We start from the raw sequence: 24,674 nt of genomic DNA, 5'->3' as shown, positions 1-24,674 counted from the left end.
GGCTATAATCCTGTTGTTGCAAGTGAGAATGTGACATTACTGGTAACGTGATTACCTAATCCGTTATTACCTTTGACCGTAACCTCAATGCGCTTAGCCGCTATATCAATGGCCTCGATAACGCCCTTAAAAGTCATCGTATCGCCTGGGTAATTCGGTGCGCCAAGTTTGACTTTAATGTCTTCAAAGCGAGTCGCCGCACCAGCCCAGTCTTCCACATAACGCTGCACTAGCGCAGACGTTGTTAAAATATTCATAAAAACATGCGGTGAACCTAACGCTTGTGCCGCATCTTTGTCGTGATGCCCAGGAAAATAATCGCGTGTAGCAATAGCACCCGAAGTAATTAATGTCGTGGTTATCGGTACTTCGACGACAGGTAACTCGGCACCAACTGTCAATTGCTCAATGTTTACCTTGTTATTCCAAGTCATACTTCCATCCTAATACATCGTTATCGCCCAACCATTGCCCCAATTCCTCTAGGGCAGCTCGGCTGCCACCTAAGCCTGCGCTGATTTCTCTGCTCCAATACAAAAAGCGATACATTGGATAACTGATATCAACGCCAAAGCCACCGTGAACATGCTGTGCTTTATGACCGACAATATGACCGGTTTCACATGCGTGATAGGCCGTGGCTAGCGCTTCTGATTGACAAGGCAGTCCGGCATCGATGCGATAACAAAGTTGCCATAAGCAGGTACGCAAGGCTTCGGCGCTAATATGACAATCAGCTAAGCTCATTTGTACTGCTTGAAATGAGCCAATAGGACGGTCAAACTGGACACGCTCACTGACGTATTCAACCGTGCGTTCCAATTGACGCTCGCTGACACCAACTTGCAATGCAGCGTAGCAGGCAATGATCCAGCAATTTAATTGCTTAACAGAGTCTTCACTAAGCACAACCAAGGGTTCTACACCGTCGCATTGAATATCCGCTACCGTACCACCATGGGTCATTACTCCCTCAACTGCAGTCACCTGTTCAGCTTTGAGATCAACAAGTACCAACACTTGTTTATCAGCTTGCTTGGCAGGTAGTAATGCATAACGGCACATATCAACGTCAGCGACGGCAATACTGGTACCCGATACAGTTCCCTGTGCTGATAAGGTCAGGTTCAAGCCTCTCGATTGCTGGTGTTGAGCCGTGGCAATCGTGATCATATCCTCGGCAACACTAGCGCGTTCAAGTAGCGGTTGCAGGCCTTCTGGCATATAGGGCGCGAGTAATGAGATGGCCACTTGATTGCGCCACAACGGCACTTGCGCTAAGTTGCGACCTTGTGCGACCAGCACAACCATAAGCTCTTGCATACCAAGACCACTGCCGCCTAGCGACTCCGGTACCAATAAGTTGTGCAAGCCTGTGTCTTTGGCCGCTTGCCACGCGTCGTCCATAACCGTTTTGTTAGCTTCGCTATACGCCAATAACTGTTCGTCTGAACAAAAATCGGCAAATAAGCCGTTGGCCATATCCGCAATCGCGTTTTGATCTTCGCTTAATTGAAAATCCATAAAAAAACCCCTTAATTCTGCGCTGCTGTAAATAGTGGCAAGGTTAAGTCCCCATCAAACTTCTCAAACGTCACTTGCACCGCTTTGCCAATACGAATATCGTCGCGTTTGATCCCCGTTAATTGCGCGACAATGCGCACGCCTTCGTCAAGCTCGATCAAACCGATCGGATTGGGGTAATCAAATGGCGGCACCTCAGGGTAGTGCATGATCACAAATGAATAAATGTGCCCCTTGCCCGACGCTTTGATATAACCCATTTCCAAGTGCTGACAATGAGAACAAATTGGCCCCGGAGGGTGTTGTAGTTTTTCGCAGCGATTACATTGCTGAATGCGCAGTTCGCCTTGTTCAACTCCGTCCCAAAAAAACGCATTGTCATTGCTGATAACCGGTTTAGAACGCAAAATTTTAGGCACAGCACTGTCGTTACTATCGGTGGTGACCGGCTCTGGTTTTTTATGCGGTTTAAACTTAAACACTCTAAACAACAAATTGCCAACCGGCTCATCGCCATCGACCTGTTCGGCAAAGAAGCTCAGTGTTAAGGTGACAAAATAACCGGTGCCCAGTGCGGTGACTTTTTCATCACCCACATCGGTCAGTTGAGTGGTGTAATACAGCTTTTCACCAAGGCTAACATAGCGATCAAAATGCAAGTCTGAATTAACCGCAACAACGGCTTCAAAACCCTGCGCTTCAAACAACTTAAGTGCTTGATAAGGGTTTTCATCGGTTGAACCCGGTGGATAATTGTTCATGTGCAAGCCTTCCATACACCAAGCTTGCAACATTGTCGGTGGCGCAACGATGCCACCAAACTCGGTGTCATTGGCGAAGCTCTCGTCGGTGTATAACGGGTTCGTCACCCCCATTACCTCACACCACTGTCTGATCATGGCCGGATTAACGTGGTCCCAGGCATATACCTTGCCGTACTGTTTACCCACCATGTTTTTTATGTCGTTTAACCACGTTGTGTCAGCCAAAGCCATTCTCCTGTCTGGTTAAGATTTAAATAAGAGTTAGTCGTTTGATGATAGGAAGGCCGGTTTTTCACCACCGCCATGAATCACCAAGTTACTGCCTGATACATAGCTCGCTTGTTCGGATGAGACGTACAAACACGCGTTGGCGACATCCTCTGGTAAGCCCATGCGCTGTAGTGGAATGGTTTGCTCGACACGAGCGATTCCGCTTTCATCACCGTAGTGAAGATGTGACAATTCCGTTTTTATCAGCCCTGGACTTACCGCGACCACGCGTACCTTAGGCGCCCATTCAACAGCGAGTGATTGCACTAACGACAGCACCCCCGCTTTGGCTGCACCATACGCGGCGGTACCCGGTGATGGGCGCAACGCACTGATACTGCCGATAAAGACGATACAGCCACCGCTGTTTTGTTTTTGCATCAGCCGATTCGCTTGCTGGGCCACATTTAACGGCGCAATTAGGTTGAGCTTTAAAATACTTTCGTGAAAGCGCGGAGAAACTTCGGCCGCATCGACTGCTGGACTACCACCCGCGTTATTGATCACCACATCAAGACGGCCAAACCCCTCTTCGATGTCCATAAATAAACGCTCAATATCGTCAAGTGACTTCAGATCAACTGAGATAAAGTGCGCTTTGGCATCACCGACTTGAATTGGCGCTTGGGGTGCTGTGCGAGCACAAACGATAACCGTGTCACCTTGAGCCAAATATGCTTTGGCAATACCCGCACCAATTCCCTTAGTTCCACCAGTGATTAGCACAACTTTAGCTGGTGATGTTGATAGATCTCTTGTCATAATGATATCTGCGTACAATACAAATGAAACTCATTGTATGCCTAGCTCAATATCAGTGATTCGTTCAAATGGACGATTGAAGGATGTGTGAATATCGCTATTCACACATCTAGCGATGGGTTATCGACAGAATCCAAGCGATGCGACTGAGTTTAAAAACAGCCGAACGAGCTCGGTTTGACGACGAACGCCAGTTTTCGAAAAAATAGAGCGCAAGTGCGCGCGTGCCGTATTGCGTCGAATGCCCAGCTCTTCCGCAGCCTCTTCAAGTGACAAGCCATTGGTAAGCTGCATCGACAAGGCTGTTTCTGCTGGCGTTAAATCAAATAACTTTTTGGCAATATCTGCACTTGTTCTCGATTTGCTCTCAGAATCTCGCACGTAAACAACCGCGGTCGGCTGACCATACCCGGTCGCCCAGGTGGTCGACGGAATCGGTTCAATAACGACGCCTAACTTAACTTCACTGGAATTGCGAGAGATCGACATCGCTTCCGGTAAGCCGTCTGATTTTTTCGCCACCGATTCGGTAAAGGCGTGCTTCATCAGCTCTTTAAGGCGTTTATTATCAGTGCCTGAACAGGCTTCGAGAACGCCGTTGGTTATCCGCAAACCGTCTTTGCGATCCAAAATCTCTTGTGCGTAAACGTTTTTATCAATCACATGACCGTGCTCGTCGATAAGTAGCGTTGCTGTCGACATGCGCCCTATCGCTTGGGTGTACATGACCCCTAACGAATAACTGCGATCGATTTGATTATGAATATTTAACGCACGGCGCAGATGCGGAATTAATTGCTGACAAAATGCCTTGTCTGAGTCACTAAAGTCTCCGGCCTCTTTGGCACGCGTGGCGCGAAACCGCAAGCGTCCGCTATTCCCTGTACTGATGTCAGTAGACAATACGTAATACACGTCGTCGGGTAACCAATGTTTAAAGTAAGTACTTTGCTCCCACTTTTCCATCGGCATCACATCAGAAACAGTAAATACTTTATCTGGTTCACAATCTCTAAAAGGTGTCAGGTTGTGCTGATACTGATGATATTTCACATAACCGTCTCCGTCGTCGTTATCGCCAACGAAGATCATCATCCCTAAGTCATCGTCCTCTTCGGCTTGCGGACTCTTCAAAATTAGGGTGATGTAGTTGGCGTTTAACGCTTTGCGGATGTGGTTAAGCGGCTCTCCCCAAGAGCTTTCATCAATTGCAGCGTCGTACAACAACCCGAGTATGTCATCGTACTCTGCGACACACAGGTCTTTCACTGCCATAGTTCTTCCTATTCTTGTTGTATTGTTTGACCTAACGGCTTTTTTATTTTTTTCTGCAGTTAGGTTTCAGCCAAAGCTGTTATTTGGCGATTTTTTTGTTAAGCGAGTAACACTTATTATTGATTAGTTAGTTATTATTATTGGCCTAACACCATTGTTTTTATGTGCATCAATGCGAGGTAAATCAAGTCAAACAAGAGTTACATTACAGTTAGCATGGTGTTAACAGACTGTCGACATCATAATCGCAACAAGGGATGTGGTAAAGAGGAAATATTGGTCATCGGGCTTGAACAGCGATGACCAATGTTATTATTTAGAAAAAAATTGCGTTAAATCAAACAATGTAACGAGTGACGAAACCGATAATTTCTGTTACCTAACTAGGACGTTGTGACCTAGGTATATTTCAACTGCAGCGTTTTGCTTTTGGGGACGGCTTGACAGGTCAGCGTGATGCCGTTGTTTAAGTCGCGTTCGGTCAGTACGTCGTTGTGCCGTAATTCAACATCACCGTCGGTGACTTCACACATACACGACGCGCACATACCGACTTCACACGAATACGGCAATTCAATACCTTGCTCACGCGCCGCATTGAGAACAGTCTCGCCAGAGGCGCAATCAATCACATGGGTGGTACCGTATAAATCGATGGTAACTGTGGTGTGCTCGCCCGATGCATCTGGTGTTTGTGGCCGTGACTCGTCGCGTTTGGCTGTAGCGCTGTCGAGTGAGACAAAGCGCTCAACGTGAATGGTGTCGGCGTTGAAACCGGCGTTGTGCAGCGCCGTTTCTGCCGCATCCATGTAAGGGCCTGGACCACAAATAAAGGCGCGTGCGCTTTGCATGTCATAACACAAGGACTGCAACAAGCCGATGCGAGGCACACCTTGTAAGCTATCGAGCAAGTGAACTATCTCCAAGCGCTCAGGATATTGCTGGCGCAGTTGATTGAGCTCGTGCAAAAAGATGATGCTGCGTTCATCCCGGTTGGCATAGATTAAGCGTATTTGACCACTGCCTTGGGCAAGCGCGGTCTTGAGTATGGAAAACACTGGGGTAATGCCACTGCCACCGGCAAACAACAACAAGTCTTGTTGCCAGTCGTTGACCACAAACACCCCACTTGGGCGCATCACTTCAAGGCGACAGCCCGGGGTGATGTTATCGCATAAGTAGTTTGAGGCGCGACCGTCAACAACCCGCTTGACGGTAATCGACAATTGAACCTGGTCATTGACCGTTTGCGTTGGCGCGCTGCACATCGAATAACAACGCAATAGCTCGCCTTCGGGGTGAGGCACCTTAAGCGTTAAGAATTGGCCCGCTTGATAGGCATAGCTATCGGCCAATTGCGTCGGCACGCCAAAGGTAAAGGTACAGGCGTCCGCCGTTTCATGACGCACATCCACCACGGTTAAGGCATGATAAAGACTCATCACACAACCCGCCTGTTAAACAAACGGGTCTTGGTTAGGTAAGCCCAGCATCACCGCACCGTGCGCTCGAAGATAGGCATCGGCGTTATTGGCGATATGGCCACGCGCTTGGTTTAAGTCGCGAAAGAATCGCTCAATCGGGTTGCTCTTATAGGTGCCCGATGCCGCCGTAGCGCGCATGATGTCATTGACCTTTTCAGCACACGACTTGGCCACATAGGCCGATTGTGCGCGTTGGAACAAGCGCTCTTCTACCGGCATTTCTTGACCTGCTAAGGCGTTTTGTACTACTTGCTCGTAGTTGCGATACAAGACCAGTTTTAATTGGTCGCTTAACATCATCGCTTCACTCACCGCCAATTGCGCATTCGGGTCTTGTGCGGTTTGACCACCGTGCGCACCGACGTGGCTCGCCGCGTACTCTCTAAAGTTGTTGATGGTGCCATCTAATGCGCCGATACACGCCGAAGAAACCGCGCGTTGGAACACTTGAATAAACGGAATTTTATACAACCAACCACTGTTGTGCTCACGACCAGGACAGGCCGCATCGCTGTGGTCATTGGTTGAGTTGGTGTGGTGGCTCGGCACAAACACATCGTCGACGATGATGTCGTGGCTACCAGTGCCGCGCAGACCTAATACATCCCAGTTCTTCTTCACCGTGACCTCACTCACCGGTACCAAAAACGTGGTGTGTTGCATGCCGTCGCTGCCATCGCTGTTGGGCAATAAGCCGCCTAAGAACAACCATTGGCAATGCTCCACACCGGTTGAAAATTTCCAGTGACCCGATAAGCGGTAACCGCCGTCGACTTTCTCGGCTTTGCCTACCGGCATATACGTGGAGGCAATTAAAGTTGCTGGGTTTTGTGCCCATACATCTTGTTGTGCTTGCTCTGGAAACAGCGATAACTGCCAAAAGTGCACACCAATGACTCCGTACATCCACGCCGTTGACATACAGTGTTGAGCCAACGCCATTTGACAGCGATAAAACACCCGCGGGTCCATTTCATAGCCGCCCCAGCGCTTGGGTTGTAAAATGCGGAACAAACCCGCTTCGTCAATCGCCGCGATAACCTCAGGGCAGACTTTGCCGTCTTCATCGGCTTGGCGTGCGTTAGCAGCCAATAAGGGTCCGAGCGCGTGGGCTTTTTCAACCAAGGCTTTTGCCTCAGTCGACATATAATCGTTAGAAATGTGGTCTAAAATTGCGTCATTAAGTTGAGCACCCATGTGGTGTACCTCATCGTTATGGAATCTAACTCGATTGTCCACCATTTAGCACACTTCTCATCGTCAATATGGACTAACTTGCCACGCTGTATTGGTGCCGTTGTGCCAGTAATCACCGGCCGTTGATGACCTATATTGTTAGCTGAATGCACATAACCCTAGTTTTTATATGGGATTGCTGTCGATCGGCTTAATTGTAGACAATACAAGGGGCCGATGTGATAGGATGAGAAATATTGTTAAAGTCAGATTAATTACACAGTCAATGTGTTTAGTCGGGCGATGTTATTTAGGAAATCCTATGAAATCACTGCCGCGCTTATTGAGCATTTACAAAAGTGTGCACTTAAATAAGCACAATGTTATCACTCACTTTATTGGCATCCCGTTAATTTTGTGGTCCGCCGCCTTGCTGTTTGCTACGTTTTCTGTCGAAATTTTTTCTATTAAAACCAATGCCATGCAATTACTCGCTGTGCTAATTTTTGCTTACTATCTGATTCTTGATGTCAAACTTGGTAGCGTTGCCATTTTGCTGATCGGCCCCATTTGGCTGCACGCGCAAAGCTATGCGGCGTCAGAGAACGCCTATTGGCTGGCGGCACTGGTTTTTGTTATCGGTTGGATATTTCAGTTTATTGGTCACTATTACGAAAAGGCAAAACCGGCGTTTTTTGACGATTTAAAACAACTGTTAATCGGTCCATTATTTTTGGTTGCTGAACTTTGTTTTGCCCTGGGTTTGTTCACCTCGTTGGAGCACAAAGTGACCGAACAAGCATTAGCGTTGCGCGCCGATATTGACCACAATGTCACAGCATAAGTGGGTTAAATAACGGGCATTAACTGCGCCGATCGGCAAAGCGTTAAAAATACCTTGAATAATTGCTACCAAAACGTAACATGAGCACTTGTTTGCCACTGACAATATCAATATAAATGTCATGCTCTCTATCGATAATATGCAGTAATACGAGGAACTCGCATGCAACACTGGGATGAATATTGGAAAACCGGTTTTATCACCTCTTTTGGTAACGCTTTTGAAAAAAATTACGAAGGCGCGTTTTTAGACTTTTGGCATGAGACCTTCTCACAATACCAAGAGGCCGCTAATATTCTTGATATCGCGACCGGAAATGGTTCTATTCCACTTATCGGAGCAAAAGTCGCACATGACCTTGGTCGCGATCATCACTACACAGGCACTGACCTCGCATCGGTTGACGTTGAGCTAATCAACAAACACCTCAGCGATATCGACAGTGATGCCAGTAATAAGGTCACCATTTTACCGGGTGTGTGTTCAACTCAACTGCCATTTAACGATGGTCAGTTTGACTGTGTTACCTCGCAGTACGGATTTGAATACAGCCACCAAGCCAAAACGCTAGCGCAAATCTCTCGCGTCTGTAAGCTCAATGGCGATGTTGTATTAGTGACCCATCACAGCGAATCGGTTATTTTAAAGCGCAACAATAAAACCATTCAGTTGCTCAACAAAATACTGGCTAGCAATGGCATTTTAGATATTGTCACTAAGCTGTTTAAGCAACTCGACATTACCGGTCCTCGCGGCGATGCAAAGACAGAAAAACTGCGTCAGAAACTAAACCAAAAAATTAGTCATTTAGAAGGCGAAGACAAAGTCAGCTATTTAGATACCAATGTTCAGGGCTTATTAGTGACTCTGTTTAAACAAGGTGGCTCGTTAACGTTAACGCAAAAGCTGGCTATGGTGGCGGCATTTAGAGTGGAAGCGAAAGCGCATGTCCAGCGCTTAGCTGACTTGAAAAAAGCAGCATTAAACGCGAACAATGTCGAATTACTGCAAACACAAGCCAAACAAGTTGGGCTAACTGTTGAGTCGACATCAACGTTAATTAATGATAAAGACAATCTGTTAGCTTGGGTGATTAAACTAAAAAAAGTCGCCTAACTGCGTCGTCTAATCAAAAAAGCTATCCTGATACTCAAAAAAAGCAGCCTGTGTCGCTGCTTTTTTATTATCCAATCGACAATTTCTTGCCAGCCATAGCTAACCCAGAGGTTACGCTAAAACCGTGCGAACAGCTCTTGTTTTAACACTTTGTTAGACGCATTTAACGGAAATGCATCAACTTGACGAATAAAACGCGGCGTTTTGTAATTGGCCATATTGTCACGACACCAATGGATAAGTTCATCTGGGTCAAAACGGTAATCGCCCTTGGCAATAACAAAGGCACAGCCCACTTCTCCCATGCGCTCATCTGGAACACCGATCACCGCGACGTCGTGGATGTGCGGGTGGGTTTGCATTATCGCCTCTATTTCAGCGGGGTAGCAATTAAAACCACCGCAAATATACATGTCTTTTAAGCGACCAGTAATACACAAATTACCCTGTTGATCGAGATAACCTAAATCACCGGTGTGCAACCAGTTGGCTTGGTCAATGGCCGCTCGTGTTGCCACATCATTTTGCCAATAGCCCTGCATGATATGATATCCGCGCAAACAAATTTCCCCGACCTCACCCTGCGCTACTTCGTCACCGTTGTCGTTTAAAATGGCAAGCTGGGTATCAGCAATCGCTTTACCGCTGGTATTGGCAATGGTGGTTGCTGAGTCATCGGCTCTGCACATGGTTGCCAAGCCTCCACATTCGGTTAACCCGTACGCGGTTACCACCTGATCAAACTGCAGTGTTTTCCACATCGACTCTACTAGCGTTGGTGACACTGACGACGATCCCGTTACCGCGACCCGTAGACTTGATAAATTGGCATTACCAATGTTTTCAACGGCTAACAATGAGCTGTATAACGTAGGTGGCCCTGGCAAAATATTGACTTGCTCGGTTTCGATTCGCTGTAAGATTTTCTCTGCGTCAAATACCGCTTCGGGTAAAATAGTACAACCGGCTAATAAGGCGCTAACCCAGCCGGCTTTATAACCGAAAGCGTGAAAGAATGGGTTAACAATCAAAAAGCGCTCGCCTGGCTGATAGCCCAAGGCGTTTATATATTGCCGATACGCTTTTAACGTTGCACCGTGCGAACACAATACCCCTTTTGGCTTACCCGTGGTTCCCGAGGTAAATAGGATATCGGCGCCATCGGTTTCATCAACGCTAGCTAAGCGTTGTTTAAGTGCCGATTCGCTTATCGCGACTTGCCTGCTCAACCACGACGACCACGTTACTGCCGCCTTCGCAGAAGAAACTTGCTCTGCTAATAATACGGTTAACGGCTGGCTACTTAGTTGCTGCCCGTGTAACTGCATTGGGTAGTCATGCTTTAAAAACTTACCGACAGAAAACAATACCTTGCACTGGCTTTCATTGAGTATATGAGCCACTTCTGGGCCTTTCATGCGCGTGTTGATCGGTACCAATATCGCACCACACGCATGAATGGCGAGCGCAATTAACACCCAATCAATACTGTTTGGTGCCCAAATAGCCACTCTGTCACCTTTGATCACACCAGATGCCATTAATGCTTTACAGATCGGCTGTATTTGCCCTGACAGTTCGGCATAACTGACTTCTCTGTCGGCGTCTTTAAGAGCGGTAATCGCTGCAAACTGAGGTGGTATGTTAGTGGCTAATTCACCAATGGTGCGAGCTGGATGTCGCCACTCTGCTTGCTTGCTCGATTGATGTTGTAAACTACTGTGTTGCATATTAATCACGCTGTGCAATATGGTTAGCGGCAATGTAACCAAAGGTCATGGCCGGCCCCAATGTTGAACCAGCACCGGGATAACTGCGTCCCATAACCGCTGCCGAACAGTTACCGATAGCATACAAACCCTCGATAGGTGCATTGGTTGTGGCCGATAACACTTGCGCGTACTCGTTGGTTAACAAGCCGCCTTTGGTGCCAATATCGCCGGCTTGAATCGGCATCGCATAAAACGGCCCTTTCACAATGGGCGCCAGACATGGGTTTGGCTTGACGTTGCGGTCGCCGTAGTAGCGATCAAACACATTGCCACCGCGTTGAAAGTCTTGATCATTACCACTTTGTGCGTACTGATTAATTTTATCAACCGTTTGCTTTAGTCCGTTGGCGTCAACGTTAATTTGTAGTGCTAACGCCTCAAGAGAATCGGCTTTGTAATAAACGCTGTCTTTCCACGCTTTAGGTAAACGACGGTCGGGCATAATTTGCGCTGGCATCAGCGGCCCCATTGCGTAGTTAAAGCGAAAATGGCTATCAAACACCACATACGATTGAAGTTGCTTGCGTTCACTACTTTGATAATTGTTGTACATGGCCTCACCGAACTCTAGGTAGGGACCTGCTTCATTGGTAAAGCGTTGACCTTGAGCATTGACGACAATTGCCCCAGGAAACGCGCGCTCGGCAAATAAGCCTCGGGCTTTGTCTTCATTGGGCACCACCATTGTGGGTGACCACCAAGCGCACTCAAGCAGATCGGTGGCAGCGTCAATTTGCTCACCGGCGATGAGTGCTTGCCCGGTATTTTGTCCTGGTGGTGTTGCACTCCACTGTACAGACGTTGGTTGCGGTAAGTGTTTTTCCCGCAATTGCTGATTTTGTTCAAAGCCACCACTGGCCATAATCACCGCTTTGCGTGCGCTAAGTTGTACTGATTGGCCGTCTTTGTTAATCACTACCCCAGTTACACGATTGTCCTGTTTAATGTATTCAACAAACTCGCTGTTAAGCCAAATTGGTACATCTCGATCGCTTAATGAAGCGCGCAATGACGCAATCAAACTGTTTCCCAGACCAACCCGACGATCGCGTTTAGTGTTGTGTTTTTTACGCCATTTGGCGTCGAGCTTATAACGAATAATGCGTTTTAGCATTGTCCATTGCCAGCCAAATTTACGGCTGATAGCCAAATGTGCATCGCGGGCTGTCCAACCTATTTTACCCATGAGTAAGGTCGCCGGAGAGGCTTCGCGCAACTCACTTAAATGACCGTTTAATTTACTCGAATCATACAACTCGGGATCGAGTGTTCGACCGCCTGCTAATGAGCCAGGTAGGTGCGGATAATAATCGGGGTATTGCGCTGCAACGGCAAAGCGAACCTGACTGTGTTGGTGTAAGTAATCCACCATTTCGGGCGCTTTTTCTAAGTAAGCAATCAATCGCTCTTCACTTACCGAATCTTGTGTCGCCGCTTTTAGGTAGGTTAAGGCGTCTTCAAAACTGTCCTTGCCACCCATTTTTTTAAATAAACTATTATTGGGGATCCAAATGCCACCACCCGATAACGCCGATGTACCGCCAAACTTATCAGATTTTTCACAAACTAATACATCAAGTCCTTGATCAGTCGCAGTTAGGGCTGAGGTCAAGGCGCCAGCACCCGAACCAATAACAATCACATCGTATTCTGTTTTCATCGCGAGGTCCTTAAGCTAGGGTACTGACAAAGTGTTGTTTAAGTTCAGATTTCAGTAGTTTGCCAGCCGGATTGCGCGGTAATTTTTGATCGGTAAACACCACTTTACACGGCACTTTAAAGGCGGCTAGGTGCTCGGCACAAAAGGCTTTTAAACTGTCTTCGTCAAGCTTGCTGCCTTGGCGATAATTGACTACGGCAACAACAGCTTCGCCTAAGTTGTCATCGGGAATACCGGTAACACCAACTTCAATCACATCTTCGTGATGAAGCAGGCAACACTCGACTTCGGCTGCCGAGACATTTTCACCCGCGCGATTAATAACGTCTTTTATGCGATCGACCACATAGATGTAGTCGTTTTCATCGATGTAACCAATATCGCCAGTACTTAGCCAGCCATCGTTATCGACAGCCTTGGTTAAACCGTGTTCAGCGTCTAAGTAACCGTTCATCAAGGTTACCCCCTTCAACTGAATTTCTCCGCGCTCGCCAGTGACTGCGACACTGCCATCGTCTCGTTTAATACGCACTTGCATAATGGGTGAAATAATCCCAGATGCTGAAGGATTGCTGTTAAAAATTGCACCCGAGCCAGCGGCGCCAGCGCCATTGGTTTCGGTCATACCGTAGCCGATTCCCACCATTTTATCGCTCATGCGTTCAAGCACGTTATTGATCAGCTTTTTCGGTATCCCCGCACCGCCAAAACCCAAGCCAACCAGCTGTTGATGGGCTTTGCCTTCTACAAATCGTTTATTACGCATCATTTGCATAATCATCGCAGGTGCGCCATTAAACACCGTAACCTGTTCTTGTTCGATCACATCAATAGCAGAATCGGTGTCCCATTTGTGCAAAAACACTAACCTGCGAGAAGACAACAAACCGTTTAAAAGTTGTGCGTGCAAGCCACTGACGTGAAATAGAGGCACCGCGGTAAGGGCTACCGGTGGTAAACCTTTGGCTTGAATAGACTGCACTATATCGGGTGAGCTCATTGCCGATATTGCGGTGATGTAATTGATGTTATACAGCGCTTGGCAAACGGCTTTATTAGATGACTCAACGGCTTTGGCCCGACTTGTCGCGCCAGATGTAAACAAAATTAACGCTGGGCTATTGGTATCAATATCTGGTGCTTGCCATGTTGTATCCGCGTAGTGCAACACTTCGTTGGCATCAACAATAACGCTTGTAGTGTCAGGGTCAGAATTTGCGTGATTTGAGCGACTCAATTGGCGGCTGATCTCAGGGCTAATGTCCCCCGCCATATCACCGTATAAACAAATTACTTGGCTTGGCAAACACTGCTCAGTATTTTGCAAACGCTTTAAACGCGCATCGTCGCACACTAGCACATCCGCGTTAATGTCGTTAATTGCAGCCGATAACTCATCACCTAAGCCAAAACTATTTAACGGGGCAGGAATTGCGCCGATATAGACGCTAGCAACAAAAAATACAGCCCATTCAGGGCGGTTGCGCATGGCAATAGCAACGCGCTGACCTGGTGTCACGTGTTGTGCTTGCAGATAGCTGGCGACGCGATCTACCGCATCATAAAAGCGCGCAAAGCTCCAACGATCATCACCATACACTAAAAAGATGTCATCGTCTTCGCGTCGCGCAGCTTGTAACATCTGAGCTAACGTTTGAGGTGCATTTTTATAATACGTTAACTGGGTTTGCGCATCCTTCGCTAATTCGAACGGTGCACCGGGTTGGGTTAATTGTTGCTGGATTGACGACAATGTTGCAAAAACCATTATGCTAACTCTCCTGATCTGTGTTGTTGTCGGCAGTCGCATACAGCAAAACTGATGCTGAACCGCTGGCTAACACTTGTTTTAATTTATTATTGGCTAACAGGTAGTTAAGGTGAGCGAGGGTCTCACTTTGTGCCAACATGATATCGATAGCATGCTTAAGCGGTCCAAATAACCATTGCATTGCTTGATACGCATTAAACTCCGTGTGGTTTTGCGCATTAGCAATGATTATTGCCAACATCCGTTGGTGATGCTGTTGAAGCTGATCAACACGAGCATGCAAATTTAAAAAGGCGTTACCGTGTGAGGGCAGTACTAAGGTGTCCTTGGGTAACGTTGCTAACGATGCCAAGGAGTCAAACCACAGAGCCAAGCTATTTGCTCTCGGTTCGGTATCGGCAACGAAAATATTTGAACTGATATCTGGTAATAATTGATCGCCAGCGAGCAGTAGATTTTCGCTATCGCTTAGACTGACTAAACAGGCGTGTTCCGGTGAGTGACCTCGACCTATCATCACCTGCCATTGACGTTGTCCAATGGTAATCACCTGCCCGTGATACAAGCGATCAAAACTGTTTGGTACATTCTCGACAAAGGGATCGTTAAGACACGCACTGGCAATCTTGTTTACGTCGTTTGTGGGCAAGCCTTGCTGTTGTAAAAATGCCACCTGACTTGCCACGCGCTGTTGTCTGTCTTCAACCGCCAATGAGCGCAAGGTGTAGTATTCACCGTAAGTCATCGACACGGGTGCAGAAAACAACTCACTTAAAAATGGCGCAAGTCCCGCGTGGTCGTAATGAAAATGGGTGCAAAGAATAGCTTTGACCGGTTTGTCGACAAAAAAATCTGTGGCTAATTGTTGCCAATATTGTTTGGTTTGCTGATTGGGCAGACCGGTATCAACGATATACCAACCGTCGCGGTCTTCTAGCAAGTACACATTCACATGTGATATGCCCATATGCAGAGGTAGACGCAACATATACACGCCCGGCACCAACATGTTTGGCACACCTTCGCGGTCGGTTAGCGGATACACAAACTTCAGCTCAGAGCGTTCTCTTTGCTTTCGCTGCCGTCGTGTTTGCTTGTCACTTACCGTCATCTTATGCCGTATCCAAAACTTGTCCTAATGTACATTGCCCCATCAATGTAGTGTCATCAAACACTTTAGAATACGTCCATAAGGACGATATAAAACACTTCAAAATCAAGAGTAAAAGCTCTAAAGACAATGCCCGCGCGCACTGTATAAGGCCATGCCATTGCATAGTCCAACGCGTTAGCAAGCGCTGGTGGGGAATAATATTTTTGCATCGTCTATACTTGCTTAACAGCAATCAAACAATCGCCTAGTGCGAGGTTAAAACGCAGAAAAATGGAGGATTAAATGCAGCTCGGGTGCTTTTCAATTAGTTTGGCGGTTAGTGACTTACAAAAGTCAAAACGCTTTTATCAAAAACTTGGCTTTTCGGTTTACGCTGGCGACGAGTCGCATAATTTTTTAATTATGAAAAACGGTGAAACCAATATTGGCTTATTTGCCGGAATGTTTGAAAACAACATACTCACCTTTAACCCCGGTTGGGATCAAAATGCTCAACCGCAGCACCCCTTTACCGACATCCGTCAGCTCTGTGAGCAAATGCAAGCCAACGGCATTGAAATTAGTAAAAATGATATAACTAGCGCCCAAGGGCCAGCGAGCTTTGCCATTACCGACCCCGATGGTAACGTCATTTTAATTGATCAACACGTGTCGTAACCATCAGCCACGTCTATTTGCGTTAACAGGGCATAGGGGGGTTAATTTGTCGTTATTTTAGCGGCGGTAGTAAATGTTGGTTAGTAATTAGTAAATCACTTCAGTAGTGATACAATACGGGGCATTGAGTTAATACTTTCACCCATCATTTAAGTGCAATTTGTTCATGTTAGAGTCTGCCGATTGTTTTAGACCATTCACTGGCGATGTATCAACCTATGATCTGCCAACGCGGTTTACCTTCCCATTTTATTATCAACCGCACCCACTCGCCCTATTGGCGGCCGAACAATTGCAACATGAATTACAGCAACCAACACACTGGCAACACAACTTTGGCTTAAGCGATAGTGATGATAAAGACCAGGCTAGCGGTAAAATGTTTGGCGTTTTGGTGGTGCAAACCCCAGATAATCGCTTGGGCTTTTTGGCGGCATTTTCTGGCAAACTGGCAGAACAAACTCAAATCCGGGGCTTTGTGCCACCGGTGTTTGACATGCTCAGCAAAGACAGCTTCTTTAAAGACGACCTGGCAATAATCAACAACGTAAGCAGTGATTACAAAACCCTTAGCAACAACCCGCTGCGCCAGCAACTTGCCGAGTTGCTAACAAAACAACAACACGGCTTTGACAACGCCCTTAACGAGTTTAAACAGCAGGCAAGCGAGCGCAAACAACAGCGCAAATTACAACGCAAGCAAGCGAAACAACAATTAAATGAACAACAATATCAGCAACTTTGTGTACAACTGAGTCAGCAGAGTGTTATTGACAAACTAAAGCTTCGAGATTTAAAAATCTATTGGCAACAACGAATTAGTCAGGCACAAGAAAATTATGACGAACTCGAAAACCAGCTCAAACAGCTGGCCAAAACGCGTCGTAAATTATCGGCTAAATTACAGCGCAAGTTATTTGCCCAATACCAATTTTTAAACATTGTCGGTCAGCGCAAAGATTTAAATGATATCTTTAAAGAAACGCCCTTTAAAGTACCACCTGCCGGAGCGGGTGACTGCGCCGCGCCCAAATTATTGCAGTATGCCTTTAACCATAAGTTAAAACCGGTCGTGATGGCTGAGTTTTGGTGGGGCGAGTCGCCAAAGTCTGAAGTACGTCGACACCGACATTTTTACCCTTCGTGTTACAGCAAGTGCCAACCCATTTTAGGTCATATGTTAGACGGTATGGCCTTAGATGATAACCCGCTATTGGAAAACCCTGGCAAAGATAAAGCGCTTGATATTATTTACCAAGACCAAGATATCGTGGTGGTAAACAAACCATCCGGATTGTTAAGTGTTCCGGGAAAAACCATAGAGGACAGCGTATATAGCCGTATTAAGCAGCGCTTCCCTAACGCCACAGGGCCACTTATTGTGCATCGCCTAGATATGTCGACGTCGGGGTTAATGGTGCTCGCATTAAATGCAAAAGCCAACAAGGGATTGCAACGTCAGTTTATCGCCCGCACGGTCACTAAAAACTATATTGCCGACGTGGATGGCATCGTTACCAACGATGAGGGGGAGATCACCTTACCGCTGACCTTAGACATTAACGACAGACCGAGACAAATGGTCTGCTTTGACACCGGGAAACCAGCTCATACCCTATACAAAGTAATGGAGCGCACAGCCAATCGAACTCGATTGTCGCTGTTTCCCAAAACCGGTCGCACTCACCAATTAAGGGTGCACTGTGCTCATAGGCTCGGCTTGAACATGCCGATTATTGGCGATGAACACTACGGAAATGCCGCCGATAGATTGCATTTACACGCCCAGTACTTGCAAATTAAGCACCCGATCAGCCATCAAGTACTGAGTTTTAGCGCTGAACCTGATTTTTAGCCGAACTAAATGCGCTTGTTTTGCTTGATAGCCTAATAGCTCGTCGAATCTTTGATTAGTAAATCCATTAAGCCAACAAGTGCAATGTAAAGGACAGATCCAACAGGCCATAAAATCCAAGTGATCCCCCAATCCATTGTCCACAAACTCCAACCGAGATAAATAGCAGTGAGTAAAGGCCAATAAAATGATGCAAAGCTTTCTATTCTCTTATTACGCTCCGATTTTTCATGTTTTAGCTTTATATCTGCCAAAATATTTTGATACGCTGTCAATCGCGTAGACACAGGTATCACCAGTGTTAAGCCGGCTGCTATAAACAGTTTTAATACGATAAGCATTAAAATGAGAATATCGTTATCTTGACTAAAAACAGCTGCGAATATTAAAGCCATTGGGCTGATAATAAATAGGCCAACACCAATAGAAAGTTTTTTGTGGTAAATTGATTTGAATGCATTTAGCTTTTCGCTGAACACACTGTGAACTCCATAGGCCAAGTCAAATTGTTGCTCATCTATAATAGCTGTTTGAGCTTTATAGTCATTGGCTTTAATAAAATAACTCACGGCAATGGAGACCATGACCAACAAAGCCAAAATGCCAAAGGCTGCCGCCGTACTTGTGGTGATATTGAGGCGCTGACCTTGCGCCATCGCCAACAAGAACAGTAACGGGATTGCACTACACAAGCACAAAATAGCCCCCTTAGTCACCGAAGATGATACCGCCAATTTGCTTTCGACATAGACTTTTGCCTGCTCTAGGCTGATAAGGGGGGTATCTGGTGCTGTATCAGTCCCATTGTTTTGCAACACCTCGTTTTCATCGAGTAATAAAAAGTCTGTTGATACATCAAAGATTTTTGCCAGTGCAATGATTTTGTTAAGATCAGGAATACTGTTAGCACTTTCCCACTTTGAAATAGACTGACGAGATACACTCATTTTTTCTGCAAGTTCTTCTTGAGACCAGCCCAACTGTTTTCTTAACCTGATGATTTTTTCTGCCAATATCACAAGATTCTTCCTTTTTAATTTTATTGAGCTTTGAGCGTATAGAATACCGCAGTTGCACACTAGCAACTACAGTTGGTATTTTGTCAACGAGCAGTTGCAAAGTACATAAACAATTGAAAGATATTAAAATATTTTTTACTTTTGTGATTTACCACAAACCATAAAAAAACATAGTACTAGCTCATGTAATGCGACCAACACCGGCATAGCGCTCAGCAAAAAAATACCAATAACATAGAAAAGCCGACAATGAAGTTTGCTCTATTGCAAAAGCAATGGCGATTTGTTCTGTATCAACATCAATTCGCTGTTGGTACACATACAATACTTTGGTTGGGTTGCTTACAACAAGTAAGCAACCATAGCATGACTTGAATTAAAGCTTTTTAGCAATAAAAAACTGATAGCCAAACTCACCTAGATGCGACTTATAAAGGTTCACCTCGTTTTGAATATCTGCGATTGCTTGAGAGTTTTTCATCATCGCAGCAACCTTATGCAATCGCTCCTCAAGCGGCTCATAGTAGTTTTTCCAAGCTTGCTCTGAAACAGTGAATGTGTGCTCAAGTTGATAACCAGCCTTTGCAATTTGCAACTTGCGAGTTTCAATAGTTTGGATGTCTGGATAATCACTTTTCCAGTGGTTGATAGACTCTTTGCTCGGCTTGTCTGTCAACCAAGCTAAATCGCTGAAGACGAGTAATCCGCCATCTTTTAACAAAGGTTTCCATTTGGACAGTGCATTCTCTACGCCCATTACATATGCTGACGCCTCCGCCCAAATAACATCAAATGCTCCCTTAGCAAAATTTAGCTCAGTCATACTAACGCACTCAGTTGTGATTCTATTATCTAAGCCATGTGATTTTATTTTGTCTTCCAACTGCTCTAGGGCTAATTTCTCATTATCTGTTGCCACGATTTCAGCATTCGATAGTTTGGCAATAACAATGGTAGAGTTACCTTTACCACAACCTACTTCTAAAATTCGCATAGGATTTAGGTTGAGCCAATTAAACGCTTTAGTCGTGTCGTCTTCGCTGTTGGGGCCCCAAAACTCAAGTGTTTCGAAAACACTCATAAAGTCTTGCATGTATTTGTCATGTTCGTTCATATCTTTTGATAACCACTTAACTCGAAGGGCTTGCTTTTCGTCAAACCCCTGAACTTTTAACCAGTCTATATGTGCATCAGGTGCTATTTCGGCAAGTGTTTCATGCCAAGGCTTACTCGTTTTATCGCCTAGCAGACAAGCTAACAAAGCCAATGACTTTTGCTTTCGCTTAATTTCATTGTCAAGCTCGTCATAACGCAATCTAAGTACTGACTTGTCTAGCTTACTCTCAAGACATGATTTGCATTCAGCTAGAGTCAGCCCACCGCTTTGCAACTGCTGAATCAAGCGAATTTGCTGAACATCTCTATCGCTATATACCCGATATCCGTTTTCTAATCGTTTTCCCTTGATCAAATTTAGCTTTTCGTAATAAAGCAAAGCCGTTCTAGACAAACCAACTAATGAAGCTAATTCAGAAATACGATACACATAAAACTCCGTACATTTAAAATGTGAGATCAAATGTAAACTATAAAGTAATAGACAGGTCAAGATGTGATATTAGCTTTAGTGTTTATTTGCGTTTCACACTGAACCACTATTTGTAGTGAACAGCGTTTCGCCTAAACCAATAATTTTTTATTTAATACAGAAACTTGAGGAAACTATTTGGCGCATATTGGAATACATGTTGGTTGGATTGTGGCTCAATTTTCGATGTAAATTAACACATAATATTAAAAACAAGCCTCGTACAATCCATCCCTAACCGACGTTTTTAAGACCAGCCGGCCAAGAGCAAAAGGTCATGCTTACTATTGGTGATTAAAAGTTATTGGTGTTAATTGCTGTTCGCCTGCGACTTAGCCATGATCTCGTTGTACATTTGTAAGATACCTTTGGCTAATTTACTGTATTCAGGGTGACGCTTAACCACATCCATCACTTGATGCGCATCGTCAAATACTTGCTCTAGAAAGTCTATATCGTACTCATCTAACACACCACCAGCGTCGACTTTCGCTTGCAGCTTTTTCACTTTGGGTAAGCGTTCGGTTTCAAAACGCTTTAATATTACGGCAATAACACCTTTATCTTTTTCTTCAAGATCCACTGTACACCTGCCATTTATCACTAACGAAACTCAATGAATTAAATATTAGACCAATTCAGTGTTAATTTAATAAACTTGAGAAATTTCTCTAGTTTGGTGGCCAAAATAACTATGCCACCACGCCCCGTACCCCAAGAAGTTTGGGACGCCATGGACACGTACCAATATTATAAAAACCAATTTGATAGCTTAACATTTAAAGTTGGAGGAAACATTAACACTGGAGCAGGAACCCAAGCCGCTAGCTCAGGAATTGCGAATGACTGCGGGACATCGCAATTCGACGTTCCAGACTTCATATACACATCCGCGTGCAATAACCACGACATCTGTTACGCGAGCAGCACCCCCAAGGCCACCTGCGATGCAGCCTTTTCATTAGACATGAAAACCATCAATGAGGCCTTGCTAGGGACAATAACTAGCTTCGAAGAACTATTTGTGGCGGGTTTGCTTGAAGTTACATCAGACATCTACTTTGAAGCGGTCAACAGCACATACGAAGCGACAATTGCGTACTGTAACGCAACATCCAACCCTAACGCGAGCGAATGCCAACCGAATAGCCAAAATCTCTCACTTGGAAGACCTACCGGTTACGAGAACAGAGTAACATCAGGAATAAACAATCGAACATACACGTTTTCATGTGAACTATGGCAATTTCCCGACGGAACTGGTAGCTATTATTACTTAAGACGTAATTGCTCTATAGTATCTATAACCCCCTAGAACATTTAAACCCGAGACAATAAACCTACATGGAATTCAAATTCTTGCTATATCTCTTACCATCAATTGTGATTGGACTAGCACTGAGCGTTGGACTCAAACGCTCATGCAACACGTATGCAATCAAAGCCATATACGCATTTTTGCTTACATGGCCGTTTGCGTTGGTCTATCTAATCCAGGTGAATTACATAACCATTTTCGGACCACCAACTAGCGCACCAATGACCGCCGTACTCTACGCCACCTTTGCCACACCATCAGCTCTGTTAGGATGCTGGGCGTTCAACGCCGATCTTAAGCACCTTTTTAAAGCTAAAGAAAAGTAGAGCAAAACAAGGAGCATCTATGGTTTTTGGACATATTTACCAATCGGTAAACCGCACCTGATTCTCTTAACGAATAGACTTAACGTTCAGTGAAACCTCTACCAGACATTTCACCGCACATATCGATATGTTTTCAATTTTAGGTGCATACAAAACCAAAGGAGATCTATTTTTTCAAGCGAAAGGTGGTGTCGTCTTTGAAACTGTAGAAATCCATACTCATAGTGAAGAAGAGTTTGGAGGGGTAATCGAATTAGGCGGCGGTTATGAATTGTAACGGTCAAATAAGCGTGGATACGTCTTTAGGAACTTTCACCCAATTTAATTGCCTTGGAATAATTTATTTTTAAACTGGAACCCACACATGTGCAATCCAGTTTAAAAGTAAATTATTTCAGCGTAAGAATGCGGGCTGCAGGCGAGAAATCCAAATAGAGATTTTTAATAATCCAGCTAAAACGTAAACTTCTTGCCAAAAATCCAACTTAAAATAAACTCCCGCACTATTCGATGCAAACCTTTGATATTAAATAGCTTTTTAGTTATGGACGAGCAGTAATATATAGGTGCGTATTAGGGAAATTATTAGATAGGTTTGGCAATTCTTCAATAAACATGAAGAAAAGTTGCGCTTTTATTGCGCAACTTTAATTGGGGCTAAAAGGAAATCAAGTGTCGACACACTCAACGCCTTTTGTTTTTCCATATAATAACAATGAGTTATAAAAACTTACTGTGTCAAATATGTAAACAATAAAAACAACAAGTTTACAATGATTTGGCCGCGTTAAACTTTAAAGTATTGTCACTCTTAACTTGATAGTGACATTCAAAAGCGGCTTTTAAATCACTATAGCCCCCGGAATCATAATTCCGTTCTTTGCAAAGAATGCTTTAGCCTGAAATTCTGACCATGCAAAATCCAAGACATAGCTGCTCGTCGGCAAATTAAGTAATTGCGGTGTGACCGAATGTAACATTTCATCGGGAGTGATACCATGAAGCACTAGATTGTAATCGCTTAGTTTTACATGAGGGTTAATTTTCTCTGAATGTTCCACACCTAAAATAACGGTAAATGTAGAATCTTCTTTGTAAAACACATCTAGAGATTTGAGCTTAATTGATAGTTTCTCGTTGATCGAATTTAACGGCTCATTAAAGCCCAATATTGATGGTGTCAACCTATCTAGATTGTTCACGATATCCGTCAGGACAGTATCGATTGTTTTATTTCTAACATTGTTTCTAGCAAAAACATCAACTTTCACATCCAACCATTCATCAGCAACAATTTTTCTGCCAGTGACATTCAATTCTGTTTTACTTCGAACATCTTGAAATAAATCTGCTGTCTTGTTCCATTTCACAACTTGAGTATGCTTTCGCTTATTGCACTCGTTTATCGCGTATGCCGCATATAACAGATTAGACAGACTATCTTGACTCTCACTTAGCTCACTTTCTAACGAGTATCGTTCAAGTAGAGATGGCAAATTATGGTCTCCAGAAGGTGTAGTTAATTTTCTTAAACTGTTTGATTGAAGCCTAAATGTCTGTTCTTCATAGTCTGCTCCTTCATAGAATTGTTCAACCGCAAGCGTTGCTAGTTCGATAAAATGCTTATCAGATAACAAATCATTTACCTTAACGTCCTCAATAGTCACATCAAGTTGACCTTCACGTTCTGGGAATAAATGAAGTTTCATTTTTTGAATATAAAGATCGATCAAGATACTTAATTGGAGATCATTTTCTTGAGAAAGAAACCCTTCAATATTTGAATGTTGATCCAGATAAATGCAGTCTGCTTTATATTCTCCAAAAGCGCTTTGGGGTAAACCATATTTGGCTATCAAGATTTCAGCAGTTTCTGTTTTAAATCCATGTTTACCTTGCTTTGCTTCAGAGATCCTTGACTCAGGAACATTTAGTTCAAAAGCTAGAATTTGCTGTGACTTAATCTGAGTGAGTGCATGCTCTACCAAAATCTTGGTTGTTAATTTGTCTTGTCTAAGTTCGTTAGGGTTGTAGTTCATTGATTTCTCCTTGTTAAATCCACGACAAAATCTACTGATAATTTAAAATCCCATCAAATAAACAAATTACAAAAAGCACGTAACAAAATCGTAATTGATTACAGGATTTTTGCAAGGTTATATTTTCAATGAAGTAAAGGTTATTGATGTATGTAAGATAAATATGAGCTGAAGCCTGTTGAATGAGTCTATAATGCGATATTTTTACTTTCCTAATGAAGTGTATAGATGAGGTGGGTAGTCTTGAATGACTAGATTGTAACTATCTTGCGCTTAATGCGGGGCTGCACTTGAGATGTATTGCGAGGTCATTTTAAGAATTAAAGTTTGAAGCGCAAGT

20 protein-coding genes are annotated in these 24,674 nt (G+C 44.6%); 5 read left to right on the top strand and 15 right to left on the bottom strand.

The features are described from left to right. Nucleotides 1-2: 2 nt before the first annotated feature. The 7 genes from ACAY30_RS01635 to ACAY30_RS01605 all read right to left on the bottom strand — a co-directional run bounded on the left by ACAY30_RS01635 (nucleotide 3) and on the right by ACAY30_RS01605 (nucleotide 7,276). Nucleotides 3-434, bottom strand: coding sequence for a MaoC/PaaZ C-terminal domain-containing protein (locus tag ACAY30_RS01635; protein WP_290252300.1), 432 nt, complete (start codon nucleotides 432-434; stop codon nucleotides 3-5). After that, a complete protein-coding gene (locus ACAY30_RS01630; RefSeq protein WP_290252299.1) occupies nucleotides 421-1,524 on the bottom strand; it encodes an acyl-CoA dehydrogenase family protein in 1,104 nt (367 codons plus the stop codon). The genes ACAY30_RS01635 and ACAY30_RS01630 overlap by 14 nt, the downstream gene beginning before the upstream one ends. Before the next feature lie 11 nt (nucleotides 1,525-1,535). Next, nucleotides 1,536-2,513 (bottom strand): bifunctional MaoC family dehydratase N-terminal/OB-fold nucleic acid binding domain-containing protein, encoded by a 978-nt coding sequence (locus ACAY30_RS01625; protein ID WP_290252298.1) that lies wholly within the window; start codon nucleotides 2,511-2,513, stop codon nucleotides 1,536-1,538. Nucleotides 2,514-2,549: 36 nt separating this feature from the next. Further along, a complete protein-coding gene (locus ACAY30_RS01620; RefSeq protein ID WP_290252297.1) occupies nucleotides 2,550-3,320 on the bottom strand; it encodes an SDR family oxidoreductase in 771 nt (256 codons plus the stop codon). A gap of 120 nt (nucleotides 3,321-3,440) precedes the next feature. Continuing rightward, nucleotides 3,441-4,595, bottom strand: a complete 1,155-nt coding sequence (locus tag ACAY30_RS01615) for a helix-turn-helix transcriptional regulator (RefSeq protein WP_290252296.1) — start codon at nucleotides 4,593-4,595, stop codon at nucleotides 3,441-3,443. Between the two features lie 398 nt (nucleotides 4,596-4,993). Continuing rightward, complete coding sequence (locus ACAY30_RS01610) at nucleotides 4,994-6,037, bottom strand: ferredoxin--NADP reductase (RefSeq protein WP_290252295.1); 1,044 nt, start codon at nucleotides 6,035-6,037, stop codon at nucleotides 4,994-4,996. Nucleotides 6,038-6,052: 15 nt separating this feature from the next. Continuing rightward, on the bottom strand, nucleotides 6,053-7,276 hold the full coding sequence (locus tag ACAY30_RS01605) for an acyl-CoA dehydrogenase family protein (RefSeq protein WP_290252294.1): 1,224 nt from the start codon (nucleotides 7,274-7,276) through the stop codon (nucleotides 6,053-6,055). A gap of 301 nt (nucleotides 7,277-7,577) precedes the next feature. On the opposite strand from ACAY30_RS01605, the gene ACAY30_RS01600 reads away from it, so the two are divergent. Both ACAY30_RS01600 and ACAY30_RS01595 read left to right on the top strand, forming a co-directional pair. Further along, nucleotides 7,578-8,099 (top strand): DUF962 domain-containing protein, encoded by a 522-nt coding sequence (locus tag ACAY30_RS01600; RefSeq protein WP_290252293.1) that lies wholly within the window; start codon nucleotides 7,578-7,580, stop codon nucleotides 8,097-8,099. A 162-nt stretch (nucleotides 8,100-8,261) separates the two neighbouring features. Then, a complete protein-coding gene (locus ACAY30_RS01595; protein ID WP_290252292.1) occupies nucleotides 8,262-9,215 on the top strand; it encodes a class I SAM-dependent methyltransferase in 954 nt (317 codons plus the stop codon). Nucleotides 9,216-9,331: 116 nt separating this feature from the next. Here the strand turns inward: ACAY30_RS01595 and ACAY30_RS01590 are convergent, their stop codons facing one another. The 4 genes from ACAY30_RS01590 to ACAY30_RS01575 are packed head-to-tail and all read right to left on the bottom strand — an operon-like array spanning nucleotide 9,332 to nucleotide 15,529. After that, on the bottom strand, nucleotides 9,332-10,945 hold the full coding sequence (locus ACAY30_RS01590) for an AMP-binding protein (protein ID WP_290252291.1): 1,614 nt from the start codon (nucleotides 10,943-10,945) through the stop codon (nucleotides 9,332-9,334). Nucleotide 10,946: 1 nt separating this feature from the next. Then, nucleotides 10,947-12,647, bottom strand: a complete 1,701-nt coding sequence (locus ACAY30_RS01585) for an FAD-binding protein (RefSeq protein ID WP_290252290.1) — start codon at nucleotides 12,645-12,647, stop codon at nucleotides 10,947-10,949. Nucleotides 12,648-12,657: 10 nt separating this feature from the next. Further along, nucleotides 12,658-14,415 (bottom strand): class I adenylate-forming enzyme family protein, encoded by a 1,758-nt coding sequence (locus ACAY30_RS01580; protein WP_290252289.1) that lies wholly within the window; start codon nucleotides 14,413-14,415, stop codon nucleotides 12,658-12,660. Between the two features lie 4 nt (nucleotides 14,416-14,419). Further along, complete coding sequence (locus ACAY30_RS01575; protein ID WP_290252288.1) at nucleotides 14,420-15,529, bottom strand: MBL fold metallo-hydrolase; 1,110 nt, start codon at nucleotides 15,527-15,529, stop codon at nucleotides 14,420-14,422. A 285-nt stretch (nucleotides 15,530-15,814) separates the two neighbouring features. On the opposite strand from ACAY30_RS01575, the gene ACAY30_RS01570 reads away from it, so the two are divergent. Both ACAY30_RS01570 and ACAY30_RS01565 read left to right on the top strand, forming a co-directional pair. Beyond that, on the top strand, nucleotides 15,815-16,189 hold the full coding sequence (locus ACAY30_RS01570) for a VOC family protein (RefSeq protein WP_290252287.1): 375 nt from the start codon (nucleotides 15,815-15,817) through the stop codon (nucleotides 16,187-16,189). 166 nt (nucleotides 16,190-16,355) lie between these two features. After that, on the top strand, nucleotides 16,356-18,044 hold the full coding sequence (locus ACAY30_RS01565; protein ID WP_290252286.1) for an RluA family pseudouridine synthase: 1,689 nt from the start codon (nucleotides 16,356-16,358) through the stop codon (nucleotides 18,042-18,044). A 32-nt stretch (nucleotides 18,045-18,076) separates the two neighbouring features. On the opposite strand, the gene ACAY30_RS01560 is transcribed toward ACAY30_RS01565, so the two are convergent. From ACAY30_RS01560 to ACAY30_RS01550, 3 genes are all read right to left on the bottom strand, one after another. Then, nucleotides 18,077-19,063, bottom strand: coding sequence for a helix-turn-helix domain-containing protein (locus tag ACAY30_RS01560; protein ID WP_290252305.1), 987 nt, complete (start codon nucleotides 19,061-19,063; stop codon nucleotides 18,077-18,079). Nucleotides 19,064-19,439: 376 nt separating this feature from the next. Then, nucleotides 19,440-20,609, bottom strand: a complete 1,170-nt coding sequence (locus tag ACAY30_RS01555; RefSeq protein WP_290252285.1) for a MerR family transcriptional regulator — start codon at nucleotides 20,607-20,609, stop codon at nucleotides 19,440-19,442. Between the two features lie 352 nt (nucleotides 20,610-20,961). Next, entirely contained in the window at nucleotides 20,962-21,234 is a 273-nt protein-coding gene (locus ACAY30_RS01550) for a hypothetical protein (RefSeq protein WP_290252284.1), read from the bottom strand. Between the two features lie 1,188 nt (nucleotides 21,235-22,422). Here ACAY30_RS01550 and ACAY30_RS01545 point away from each other — a divergent pair. Further along, the gene (locus tag ACAY30_RS01545) at nucleotides 22,423-22,572 is read left to right on the top strand and encodes a hypothetical protein (RefSeq protein ID WP_290252283.1); all 150 of its coding nucleotides are present in this window, start codon (nucleotides 22,423-22,425) and stop codon (nucleotides 22,570-22,572) included. A gap of 565 nt (nucleotides 22,573-23,137) precedes the next feature. Here the strand turns inward: ACAY30_RS01545 and ACAY30_RS01540 are convergent. Beyond that, nucleotides 23,138-24,334, bottom strand: coding sequence for a hypothetical protein (locus ACAY30_RS01540; protein WP_290252282.1), 1,197 nt, complete (start codon nucleotides 24,332-24,334; stop codon nucleotides 23,138-23,140). Nucleotides 24,335-24,674: the final 340 nt, after the last annotated feature.

The sequence above is a fragment of the Thalassotalea ponticola genome, from assembly GCF_041379045.1.
In the GTDB taxonomy this organism is placed as follows: Bacteria; Pseudomonadota; Gammaproteobacteria; order Enterobacterales; family Alteromonadaceae; genus Thalassotalea_A; species Thalassotalea_A ponticola.
The sequence above is the reverse complement of the archived record's forward strand: the minus strand, read 5'-3'. Positions and strand labels throughout refer to the sequence as shown.